This is a genomic window from Arsenophonus endosymbiont of Apis mellifera (assembly GCF_903968575.1).
GTDB lineage: Bacteria > Pseudomonadota > Gammaproteobacteria > Enterobacterales > Enterobacteriaceae > Arsenophonus > Arsenophonus apicola.
This window is the reverse complement of record NZ_CAJCFU010000078.1, coordinates 216,714-229,418: the sequence shown is the minus strand read 5'-3', so window position 1 is coordinate 229,418 and position 12,705 is coordinate 216,714. Positions and strand designations below refer to the sequence as shown.

Below are 12,705 nucleotides of genomic sequence, written 5' to 3'. Positions count from 1 at the left end.
ATTCACCTATTCATGGGCAGTAAAATAAACCGCATAATCATTTTGTGGCTCGATACTGGATTGCTCTGGGTGACGTTTGATCCGCATCATTTTATTACTATCGTTATAATCCACTTCAACTTCATCAACATACATATAGCCTTTAGCTTGTTTAATGCTTAGATTGCGTAATCTATCGAGGGTTTCGTTAACTAAAATATCGATAGCGGTATTGTCTAATAGAATGCCGACTTCGCCTTCGTGATAGATAGTGCCGTTACGCACATAGTTAGCATGAAAAACCGCTTTTGGCTCTCTGGTGGGGTCTAAACTTTTAATAAATTGTTGTATGTGTTGGGCAACATTTTCACCTTCACCTTGTTTAATCACCATTGATGCTCTATCAAACTTTTTATCTAAAGAGATAAATGCCAGTTGTTCGATGTTGATTGAACCATAAGCGACATATTGAGTATCGCCAAAGGTAGTTTTAGAAAAAATAGAGTTTTCTCCGCGTTTGTAGCTTTTGGTACCATCAGCCTCATTTTTTTCTTCACTTGAACTGGCATTTGACATTTGTTCAAAATTGCCATTACCCAGTTGGTCAATAAAGTCTGTGATCAATAATGGACTGGTCCTCTTGTATTGACTTGTAGGCACAACATAGCCACGGATCAAACCTGTAATCGAAGCCAAGATCTCAAGGATATTTTTGTCATTCGCATAGTGTAGGTCAAAAGATTGCTCACGGAATAGATGATGTCGAATACAGTTTTGGCTAATATATAGGGGAGTTTCTTTAAAATTAATATCTGAAATTTCTTTTCTATATTTATAACCATTTTCTTTAACTTTACCTGATAAATTGGAAAATCCGCGTAATTTAGGTAAAGTATGATTATCAACGGTTTTACCATTATCTCCTGTTAAAGAGGTGGGGCCATTCCAGTTAACCACACCATAACCATAAGCCGTGATTTTAAAATCAACACTTTTAATACCGGTTACTTTAGTCATGTTATTTTCCTTCTTTATTAATAGTTAAAATTTGCAGTTTTTGTAATGCAATTGTGCCCACAGGCTGTTTATCACAAGTGGCATAATAAATGGCTTCTGGATGACGAACATGAGTACCACCAACTTTGTTTAGATCGTCTTCGATATAACTTAAATACAGCGGATATTCTGCATCTCTCGAGTAGTTTTCTAATACTTTACATCTGGCTTGATATTTCTTAGCTGGAATACCCTTAACTGGATGAGTAACATCAATATTGCCATGTTTTTGCGCAATAAAATCCAGTAGGCCTTAGTCCTTAATGGCGGTGAGTGATTCCGTTAAATTATCAAATTCGGTTATATCGTCTAGTGGTGGTTGATAAGCATAGAAATTTTCAAATTTTGGTTGCTGATAATTATTGAGATTTAACACCGCTAACTGTATAAATCGACTGTCGCCTCGTAGTGAACTTTTGCTAATCTTGGTGTTATGTAGAGTCGTTTTGGTTTTTATGATTTTTGTCGGTTCAGTGACTTTACTATTAGTTAGCATGATACTATTTTGCAATGCTTTTGCTAAATCAGCGGTTGCAGATTTTATTCCGTAATCTGAGGTGTAAAATGTTTTATGCAATTGATAGAGTTGCGTTAGTTTAAATTGTTGGTTAGCGAGTTTATCCTGTAAGTATTCATACCAGGCTTTTGAGATTTGCAGGCTATTTAACCGGTTAAGAAAATAGGCAGATTTTCCAATACATTTTCCTTGTTTAACACTTTGGGTAATGGCAATTTGTATAATATTACCTTGTTGATTTTCACCGAAACGGTCGAGGCGGCCAATGCGTTGTAACAAGTTTTCTGGTGAGGTCATTTCACTCAACATAAAATCACAACTAATATTAAGTGATGCCTGCACAATTGGGCCACTTCTTAAAACATCATATTTGCCTGAACCCTGCTTTTTAAAACTCTCATAGACTTCGTTAAACCAATATTTTTTATCACTTCGTTTGAATTTGGAGTGAAATAATACGGCATTTTCGTGGTTTTTTTTGTGAATAAAACTGAGTTGGGCGGTTTGGGCAGTATTACTAATAACGAAAGTATTATCGGAATATTTTTTGTAGAAGGGATTGTCATCGATGGATTCATCATTGTATTCAATAAAATTGATTTGATAATTACTTTGATTAAACGAGGCCATTTCAATTACATCATTTTCATGTAACCCAATGATATTTTGTAAGTATAGATAAGGAGATGTTGCAGAGACCAATAAAGTATTTTTGTTGAATTTCTCCCGCATCCGCTTGTTGGCAATCAATTCGGCAAAGAGCAAATTGAATATTTCCATCGTCATATATTCATGGTATTCGTCGAACACAACGTGTGAGCCCATGAATGGTAATAAACTATTTACTTTGGTGTGGGTGACAATGGAATTTAAGATTTGATCAATGGTGGTAACAACGACATCACCAGAAAAATAGGCTTGTTCATCGGTTGCTTCTCCCCATGAATTGGTATATTTAAATTCGCTGGTATAAATTTCGATTTTTGCGTCGGGTAGATAGGTATCGATTAATTCTTGGAAAATCCCCTGGCATATTTGTACCCGAGGGCACACCCAGATAATTTGTTTTGCATCTTTTAATTTTGCCCATTGCAGAGCTATTTGGGTTTTACCGCAACCCGCAGGGCCAGCGAGCACGGCAATATCAGGTAAATCTGCTAATTTTTGGGCAATTTCTAACTGTTTTTGGCTGCGTTCACTAGTAGGGAATTTTGTGGCTATTTGTGTTAAATGACTTGGCAAGTTAGACAGCATTTCTTGGCTATCAATCAGTAATTCATCCAGCCGTTGTTGATGAACATAATCCAGTAGATCACTAGCGGTTAATTGAGAAATTAGGCGATCAGCGCTAATAACACAGGCACGTAATAAGTTATGGTGTGCATTTTTATTAATATTTTGTTTTAGTTTATCTATAGCGACGGAATCAGTTGTTTCATATCTTTTAAATTTAGGAAATTCTTTATCTTTAATTTGATATTCGAAGTTTTCCCGTAAGGCTGGAGTGTAGTCAAATGATAAATTCAGATTTTTTTCAATATCGTAGACATTATTATAATTTTTAGAAAGTTTAACTATATGTTTTAATAGTGATAATGTATCATTAATTAATTTTTCAAATTGTTCAGCGGTGATATTTTTTAATAAGTAACTATATGCTTTTGTCAGGCTGTCAAAATCACCATTTGGCCTATAGGGTTTAGCATGATGCCAATAAATAACATGGTGTAAGTTTTCTTTTTGATGATTATATAAACCAGTAATTTGTTGTTCTAACACGTTAAAAATTAATAAAGAAATTTCGTTGTGTCTGGGATATTTTTCAAACGTGAATTTAACATCAATATGTTGACCGTCTTCAGTAGGATCTTTTTGTTTGCCTTTTTTAACCCATTGCTGAAAAAGGAGATCTAATTTACCAATATCATGTAAACAACCAGCTAAATAAGCAACTTTTGCTAAGTTACGATGTTCATTGTTATCAACCAGTTGGTTAAATAATTGTTGTGCAATATAACCGACAGCAAAAGAGTGCTCTGCTAGAGGTTGTAATTGAGTATTGGCATAATATTCATCTTTTTTTACTTGGTTGATTGCAATATCCATAAAAACCTCTTTTTGTGTAGTATTCACCGGTACTATTCCTTGCAGATTAAATTTATTACGATTGCCAACAATCCAAAGTAGTTCGCTGCGCTGTCTTGAACGGATCCAATGACAACTTACCGCTGTATTTTTACTAACAGTTTTTCGTAATAATTTTTTTACTGCAATCAAACCATCTTCTGTGATCACCGTTTGCCAGGTATTATTCCCAATTCGATCAGCAAAGGCATCCAGTACTCGACGTGTTCGAGCCAGTGCTTTTTTTTCACATTGGCTGATAAAAGTGACATACATTGTTTTATTTTCCCGCAACCGATGATAAAGCGACGGTTTTTACTTGTTTAAACATAAAGTCCAGCGCTTTATGTTCAGTTAATTTTTGCAGTACTTGCTGACGAAATGCTTGCTCCGTCATTTTCTCTTTTGCACAAATAAATGAATAAGGCAACACGATCGCATCTTTAATTAAGTCAGCTACATCAAATACCAGTGCGCCACGGCGGGTTTTGCCATGCATAACAGCAAAACTGTGCGGGATGCCTAATACCCATAGACAACTGGCGGCTAAACCGTAAGCTAAGTAATTACCGTGATTAAGGAACTCATTAGTTTTATTGTGTGATTTATGTTGTCGGATGAAATTTTTCTGGTTGGTATTATTTGCTGCATATTTATATAAAGTTTTCGTCAATTGTGCTTCTGTTGCTAAGAGTTCTGTGGGATCCTTCGCCACTTTCGTTCGCGCATGAAATGTTTCTAGAGCTTTTTGGATTATTTTATTTTGGTAAACAAATTCTTCATTTTTCAATTCACGATCTTTTTCCCAAACTTGTTGTAAATAGTTGATCCTCTCCTGCTGAAACTGCTTAGCGGCGGCTAAACGCTTATCTTGATCAAACCAGAACTGCATCCAGCCTTGCAAATATTCTGTTGGTCGATACTCATTTTGTGGTGTTAGCCACTCGATTTCGGCACCCATAAATAAAGGAGTACCACCGCCGCCACAAAAACCGACCAGTACGCCGGCTGTGGCTAGCATTCGCATAGCGGCTTGAGTGATAGAGGTTCCTGTGCCTAATAGAATTACAGTGGTATTTGCAATGGGAATATTGTAATAGCAGTTTTCATTTTTAGCTTCCGTTAGATATAAAACTCGGCCATCCTTTTGCATTACACGACAGTGCTCTAGATAGTAGAGATTAGCTCTTTTAGAATGTAATATTGTTTTTAAGTCTGAAGGAGGCAGTTGTTCCATTTTTATTTTAAAACTCCATTTTAATAATTGTTTCCCGCAAAATGGCGCTAGCGGATTAATTGATTGCTAAGTGGTGTTTTGTTGGTTGCTATTTAGCGTCATATATTAATGAAAATTTTTTTATATTTCATGACATAGCACATAAAAATCAGCTAAATTTAGGTTAAGTAAGTTGTTGTTTGATGATATAGCTTAGTATTAACTTTATTTTCCCCTAATTAGTCATAATTAATTTATTGGTTAGTTGGGCGAGACTTTTTATTAACTAAATAAGTTATGTAAATATAGTTAATTGAAATTATAGAAATATATTATTAATTTAAAGAGCTATATATTAATTAAATGCTGCTAATCTATTATTATTTTCATTTATTATAAAATTAAAAATTTCTAATGATGATTGAATAGTTAAATAAATAGAGTTTAAACAAAAAATAAATTAAATTTGATTTTACATTGCTATTTAGTTGAAATACTAAGGTATCGCTGATAGCGATACCTAACGTTTTTTTACAAAAAATGAAATTTATTTATATTAAATATACTATTAAAAATTTAGTTGCAGAAAAATATTTGTTAATGTCTGATTATCATAATATTTTATTATAAAATTTTATAAATTGATTTCAATTAATAATTATTCAATAAAACAGACAGCGGAGCAGTAATGAAAAATTCTTACCACAAATAGAAAATAAAATGCTGATGGCGTTTGTCGCTGCTGCTGAGTCAGGTAATTTTTTACAGGCAGGGATATTATTAAATAAGTCTAAAACCACAATTAGTCGTTGGATAAATGAACTTGAGATTATATTAGGTTATACATTATTTGATAAACGCTCGAATGGTTCTGTTTTGGATATAAATAGTAATGGTAAAATTTTATTACCAAAGGTTAAAATGTTTTTGTTATCTTTGCAAAAATTAGAAAAGTTTTCTTTCGCTTTAAATAATAATAAAGATCCTGCCGCCATTAGATTAGCATTTAATCAATTGATTCCTGAAGAGGCGATTGCTGATGTAGTATTAAAATTAAAGAAGGAATTTCCCGCTGTTGAAATACATATTGTTCATGCGGATTTATTTGATGTTGAATTTACCCTTAATAGTAACAAAGCAGATTTTGTTTTAGGCTTACAATGTGTTGAGATATACAACAACATTAATGCGCAAGTTGTTGGTGATATTCAAATGATGTTAGTGGCGGATCCAACCCACCCTTTGGCAAAAGAAGAACGGGTGAATAGTTTATCTTTATCTTCTGAAACGGTTATTTATCCTTCATTACAGGGTAAGGTCGATGATGAGCGATATCATTTTCTGCCTTATGCAGAAATGATGTTAACCACTGATTATTATTCATGTGTGAAATTGGCTGAAAAAGGATTAGGAGTTACTTATATTCCTGACCATATGGCTATTAATTCTATTTTGGCAAAAAAATTAAAAGAGATAAAAGTCGACAAAAATGAAGTTAATAATATTCATTCATTGATGCTATATTACCGAGCGGATTATTGTTATTTTGCCATATCTGCCATTTTAAGCTCAGGATTAAAAGAGTGGTTTGGTTATCATTAAGTAATTAGCACCGTTTGTTATTTCATTGATTTAACGACTCGTTGCTTGGCTTTAGCGTAAAATGGCTAACATAATTAAATAAAACATAAACAAACTAGCAATGGGATATTTTTTCCCAATTCTTTACGCATATAATATGCGCTCATTCGAAAGTGTTATATCTCGTTAGGCGAGGCTCCTATACAAACACAAGTTGCTGATCTCACGACGTCGAGAGACGCCCAAGGTTAGGACAAGGCAGATCGTATTAAGGTTTGTCTCAAAGTAACTTCCTTTCATAGGATACGTTGTATAGTGCTAAAACTAAGACGATTGGGATAGTGTTCTATGCTCTTTCATCTGGTCGCCCCTATATATGAGATTTATTATAGGGTATCTATATGTTTCTATTTTTGACATTCAGCGAGCAAAGTATTTTCTTAGTTAGATTTAGCTATATCTCTCTTCTTTCTCCTATACCGATAAATTAACTGTTTATTTTATTGGGTTAAAACAGCATAAAGTGATTATCATTAATTACTAATTAGGCTGTGTATATTTAAAATATTTGTATGATGACTAGTTCATCAATTTTTATATGTCTTGAGATAAGTATCATGTTTTCTTTTATTAAAAATAAATCGACCGGTTTAATTTTTTTCAGTTTTTATATTCCCGGGACTATGGCTGTAGACGTTTATGATAAGCAAGGTAGTCGAATAGCGGTAAATGGTGAGATTGAATCTAAACTAATGAGTTCAAAAGATAAGGATCAAGATGGTAATGAAATAAAAGTAAAACTGGGTTTAGAGTTAGATAGTCAGTTTACCGATTCTGCTAGTGGTTTTGCCAAATTTGAACATGAAATAGAATTGCATGGTGGAGAAGGGGACAAAAGTAATGAATCAAAGAATAATTTGGCTTTTACCGGATTAAAATATGCTACTCACCATATCGATTATGGTCGTAATTATGGTGTGATTTATGATGTTGCTGCTTATACCGATGGATTGTCGCTTTTTGACGGTGATTTCTTTTCTGATAGTGATATTTCAACCACCAAAGAAGCAAGTAATTTGCTGACTTATCGCCAAACTGATTTTTTTAATTTGATTAAGGGACTCAATTTTGCTTTGCAATATCAAGGCAAAAATAGCCATAATGAGGAGGTTCAGCATCAAAATGGTGAGGGTTGGGGAGCTAGTGTTAATTATCACTTAACGGATAATTTGCAAGCAACCGTGGCCTATTTTTATTCCAACAGAACTCAGCAGCAACAGCAGATCCGGGCGGGTAAATCGGCGGAAATATGGGCGGTAGGTTTCAATTATGACGCTGAACCTGTCAAATTTGCCGGTTTATATTCCGAAAGCCGCAATATTCATTTCCACGAAGTCGATGATAATGTAGTGATCTTTGGTAAAGTTAATACCCTTGAGTTGCTTTCTTCCTATGCTTTTGCATCAGGCTTGGAGCCAGGAATAGCTTATTTTTATTCACGGGCTGATAAGCAAGTAGATGTGGTTAATTATCTTAATATTTTTACTAACTATAATTTTAACCATAATTTCAAAGCTTACGCTGCTTATAAAGTTAATTTATTGAGAAATAGCCAACGGGGTAACGAATTAGAGCTAGCGCGCGATAATGTTATTGGGGTAGGGATGACTTATAGTTTCTAAACTTTATCACTATTGTGAGCGAATTTTCTGTTATCTTTCATGGTAATGGTTAGTTATGTGTGTCATTAAATAACTAACGACACACATAACTAAATTTATTTTTATTAACCAATGGTTATTAATTACCGATTTCAGTGCTTGTTCTTAATTTGGTTAATTCCAGCGCTTTATTTTTAGTTAACTCAATTTTGTTAGCCATCGCGGCGATCCCCCAATAGGTTCCTTGCTGATTGTCATAAAAGCGGTTAATCGCTTCTAAGTTGAGATCGCGATATTTTATCCATGCCAATTGTGATTTTTTCAACGCAGTTTTGAATCTTGGGCTTAACTCTTTAGCGGCGATTAATAATTGATATTGCTTGTTCAATTCGTTATCCCATAACTTTAACGCATTTTGGTAACAATCAATGCTATCGAGGGTTGATACTGTTGTTGGTTTGGCTAAACATTGCTCTAACGCTTGATCGATATTATTGCTATCGGCAAGTACCAATTTACTGATAAATAACATGATAACTATGATTAATTTTTTCATGGCATCAACTCAAATGGTTTATCGGTATTAATAATATATAAGTATACAGGACAAGGTTGCTGGTTGAGATATTAATGTCGGTTGTTTATTAATATTACGATTTAGCCTGAATAAAAGAATGGTTATTTGTCAATGCTGAAATTATCGTCATTATGTAGATCGCTAATTTAGGCTGGCTAAATTACTCCTCATCGCATGGTGATGAGGAGAAAGTTAGTCAATGATATTGAGTTAGTATTAGCTATGTATATTTTGATTGTTTTCCATCTCGAAGCGTGGCGAAACGAAGCCATAGAGCGTCCAGCCTAAGAATGTCGCTAGCGCGCCCCACATAATGGCATCTTCTCCAGAAGAATATAAGGCATAAAAACTATAGGCGGCCCCAATAAAAGCAATAATATTAGCCATTTTTGCTTTCTGTGGCTCAACATTAGCCACTTTTTGTAAGATGATCATGGTGGCCATAGAAAGAATATAAGGGATAATATTAGTGACAACGGCTAGGTTAACTAATACATTAAATTGTTTGTTTAGTGATGGACTAATGGTCATCAGCGCTAAGCCAGATTGGATAATGACGATAATCAGCATACCTTTAATCGGCGCTTCTGCTTTATTGACAGCGGAGAAAACTTTTGGAAAGTAGCCAGCATCCGATGATGATTTAAATACTTGCGCAATCGTAAACTGCCAACCCAGTAGGGAACCACAACATGACATGATCATTAGCGCCATGATGACTTTACCGATAGTGGGATTAAATATTTGTGCGAAAGCTAAACTAAAGGGGGCCGTGGAGTTAGCTAAGTCTATATTAGGCACAATACCGGCTATGACATTGGTGGATACAATATAGATGGCTGCTGCGCCTAGTGTGCCGCCTAATACAGCAATAGGGACATTTTTCTCTGGGTTATCAACAGCTTCACTATTTGCACAAGCCGATTCCATGCCGAGAAATGCCCATAATGTCATGGCAATTGAGGAGCCAACGGCCTGAAAAAATGGAAAATTATGTGGGTTCCAGGAGTTGATATATAGGTCGGCTTTGAACCAGTACCAGCCAATAATGGAGATCCCCATAACTGGAATAATAACCCCCCAAACGGTGATACTACTTATCTGACCCGTGATGTGAGCACCACCAAAGTTAGCAACAGTACAGATCCATAATACGGCGATGGTAGCGATACAAATAAGTAATGGGCTTAAGCTTACCCCGAATAGTTCTGCTCCATAACCAACTGCAGAGATAGCAATCGCGACATTAGCAATTAATAGTGAGATCCCATAGGTGTAGTTAGCCATAAAGTTGCCGGATTTATCGAAGGTATATTCAGCGTAACCACCCATCCCGCCACTGCGGCGGCTGTACATGCCACACTTTGAGAAAGCGTAAGCCAGGGCCATTGAGCCGACAGCGGTAACGATCCATGAGAGGATCGATATGGTACCAACTTCTGCTAACTTGGTCGGTAACATAATAATACCTGAGCCCATCATATTAACCGTAGTCAATATGGTTAGCTGTAGCACACTCATTTTATTTTTAGATACCTGCATTTTTTTCTCTCTTAACTCTTGAGAAATCTTAGTTATTTAATTGGTAAAGATTTACGGTTTGTGAAGATATACATGACTATTTAATGGCATAACCATAAGCACGGATGCGGCCATCAGCATCAGTTTGCAGATATACGCCTTGTAGTTCAGGTGAAAAACCTGGGAACTGATTGATCCCGTCTTCTAACGCCAGAAAATAGTTTTGCACCGCACCGCCCCAGACTTCTCCTGGCACAACACATAGTACGCCTGGTGGGTAAGGTAGCGCGCCTTCGGCCGCAATTCGACCGGCAATGTTTTCAATCGCAATCAGTTCGATTTGGCCGCGTACAAACTGGATATTGGCTGCTTGCGGTAACATTTTAACGGCTGGAAAATGCGCTTGACGAAACATCTCTTTTTGTAGTTGTTTTACGTTCAATTTGGCATATAAGTCATGCATCTCTTGGCATAGCTGACGCAGGGTATAGTGCTGATAGCGTTGTTGGTTGCTGCGGTAGAGTGTTGGTAAAACGTCAGCTAATGGGGCGTCGATTTCCAGTAAATGTTCAAAACGGGCAATTTGGGCCACCAGATGTTGCATTTTTGCTATCGATTCTGCCGGTGTGAGTAAAAATAGAATTGAGTTTAGATCGCATTTTTCCGGGATAATGCCCTGTTCACGTAGGTAATTTGCCAGAATAGTGGCTGGTACACCAAAGCTTTCATAATTGCCAGTTTGGCTATTGATGCCGGGTGTAGTTAACATTAGTTTACATGGATCAACAAAGTACTGATTTTCCGCGTAACCATCAAATGAGTGCCAGCGTTCGCCGGGGGTAAATTTAAAGAAGCGTAAGTCATTAGCGATTTCATCGGTGTCGTAGTTATTCCAGGGGCGGTCATCGATCATTGCAGGAATAAATGGGCGGATGAGTTTACAGCAACTTAGCAATAATTTGCGCGTTTCGATACCGGTTTTTACGCAGTCCATCCATAGCCGTTTGCCACTTTCGCCGGCATGCATTTTGGCATTAACATCTAAAGCGGCAAATAGCGGGTAGAACGGGCTGGTGGAAGCGTGCATCATAAAGGCGTTATTCAAGCGTTTGTGATTGACATAACGTGGTTGCCCTTTGATATGACGGTCTTTTTTATGGATTTGAGAAGTCTGTGAGAAACCTGCTTGTTGTTTGTGAACCGATTGAGTGACCAAAATACCTGGATCATTTTCATTGAGTTCCAACAGTAATGGCGAACAGTCTTTCATCATTGGAATGAACTGTTCGTAACCCACCCAGGCGGAATCAAATAAAATATAGTCACAAAGATGGCCAATTTTATCGACAATTTGACGTGCATTGTAAATTGTTCCGTCATAGGTACCAAGTTGGATCACCGCCAGACGAAAAGGACGTTTTTGCTCTGCGTGCTCAGGCGAAGTTTTTTTGATCAGATCAAGCAGATAATCTTCATTAAAGCAGTGAGCGTCGATGCCACCGATAAAGCCAAATGGATTGCGAGCTGTTTCTAAATAGATTGGTGTAGCACCTGCTTGGATCAACGCACCATGGTGATTAGATTTATGATTGTTGCGATCAAATAACACTAAATCCCCCGGTGCCAGTAAGGCGTTTAATACCACTTTGTTGGCAGAAGAGGTGCCGTTTAAAACAAAGTAGGTTTTATCGGCATTAAACACTTTTGCGGCGTATTGTTGTGCCGTACAAGGTACACCTTCATGGATCAATAGATCGCCCATTGAAACGTCAGCATTACAGAGATCTGAACGGAACAGGTTTTCACCAAAATAGTCGACGAATAAGTTACCTAATGGATGACGCCGAAAGAATGCTCCCCCTTGATGACCTGGACAATCGAAAGCGCTGTAGCCTTGTTCGACATATTTTTTTAGCTTACCAAATAAAGGTGAGAGTAAACTTTGCTCATATTTTTGTGCCGCAGTTTCTAATTGCTTAGCATACAACTGGCTATTGTTTTTGTTGAGATCGATAACACCAGTCAGACAAGCAAGTGTATCAGCCGGAATAACTTGATTGTGATGAATGAGCGCAAAAATCGGCTGACCAAAACTTTGTTGTTTAATCGTATCAAGTCCACCTTGCTGAATATCTTCTAGCGAAATAATAATCGCCGCAACATCACTGAAGTCAGTAGCAAAGATATTAACCAAGCTACGTGAGCTATCAATATGATCACTGATATCAAAACTGGTAGCGAGTTTATATTGTTCCATTTTATTTCCTGTAAATTAAGACAATAGAATTGCGGCCAAAATGGATGGACATTTATTTTGGCGTATTTTTTATTGAAAATTGAATTAAGCTAAATTTGATTTAGATTAAAGCAATAAATCATTTTGTTAGATTAATTAATCTAAACGCGCTGATTGACAAGTATGAATAGTTAATACAATAGACATGATTTATTTAAATCAATGGCATGACTATTT

8 protein-coding genes and 1 riboswitch are annotated in these 12,705 nt (G+C 36.2%); of the genes, 2 read left to right on the top strand and 6 right to left on the bottom strand.

Annotated features, from left to right (window positions below):
- Positions 1-6 precede the first annotated feature (6 nt).
- From cas7fv to cas1f, 3 genes are all read right to left on the bottom strand, one after another.
- Positions 7-996, bottom strand: a complete 990-nt coding sequence (gene cas7fv, locus H1X92_RS13590; RefSeq protein WP_180560642.1) for a type I-Fv CRISPR-associated protein Cas7fv — start codon at positions 994-996, stop codon at positions 7-9.
- A 292-nt stretch (positions 997-1,288) separates the two neighbouring features.
- Positions 1,289-3,952, bottom strand: coding sequence for a CRISPR-associated helicase Cas3' (cas3, locus tag H1X92_RS13585; RefSeq protein ID WP_202881813.1), 2,664 nt, complete (start codon positions 3,950-3,952; stop codon positions 1,289-1,291).
- A 4-nt stretch (positions 3,953-3,956) separates the two neighbouring features.
- A complete protein-coding gene (gene cas1f / locus H1X92_RS13580) occupies positions 3,957-4,913 on the bottom strand; it encodes a type I-F CRISPR-associated endonuclease Cas1f (protein ID WP_180560641.1) in 957 nt (318 codons plus the stop codon).
- Positions 4,914-5,612: 699 nt separating this feature from the next.
- Between cas1f and H1X92_RS13575 the strand changes: the two genes are divergently transcribed.
- Positions 5,613-6,494: a LysR family transcriptional regulator gene (locus H1X92_RS13575; RefSeq protein ID WP_180560640.1), complete on the top strand. Its 882-nt coding sequence runs from the start codon at positions 5,613-5,615 to the stop codon at positions 6,492-6,494.
- 154 nt (positions 6,495-6,648) lie between these two features.
- A riboswitch (M-box (ykoK) riboswitch) is annotated at positions 6,649-6,818 on the top strand.
- A gap of 272 nt (positions 6,819-7,090) precedes the next feature.
- The gene (locus H1X92_RS13570) at positions 7,091-8,155 is read left to right on the top strand and encodes a porin (RefSeq protein ID WP_180560639.1); all 1,065 of its coding nucleotides are present in this window, start codon (positions 7,091-7,093) and stop codon (positions 8,153-8,155) included.
- Positions 8,156-8,273: 118 nt separating this feature from the next.
- Here H1X92_RS13570 and H1X92_RS13565 read toward each other — a convergent pair whose 3' ends face one another.
- The 3 genes from H1X92_RS13565 to speF all read right to left on the bottom strand — a co-directional run bounded on the left by H1X92_RS13565 (position 8,274) and on the right by speF (position 12,489).
- Entirely contained in the window at positions 8,274-8,690 is a 417-nt protein-coding gene (locus H1X92_RS13565) for a lysozyme inhibitor LprI family protein (protein ID WP_180560638.1), read from the bottom strand.
- A 237-nt stretch (positions 8,691-8,927) separates the two neighbouring features.
- Positions 8,928-10,253 carry a putrescine-ornithine antiporter gene (gene potE / locus H1X92_RS13560; protein ID WP_180560637.1) on the bottom strand — a complete coding sequence of 442 codons (1,326 nt, stop codon included), beginning with the start codon at positions 10,251-10,253 and terminating at the stop codon, positions 8,928-8,930.
- 76 nt (positions 10,254-10,329) lie between these two features.
- On the bottom strand, positions 10,330-12,489 hold the full coding sequence (gene speF, locus H1X92_RS13555; RefSeq protein ID WP_180560636.1) for an ornithine decarboxylase SpeF: 2,160 nt from the start codon (positions 12,487-12,489) through the stop codon (positions 10,330-10,332).
- Positions 12,490-12,705 lie beyond the last annotated feature (216 nt).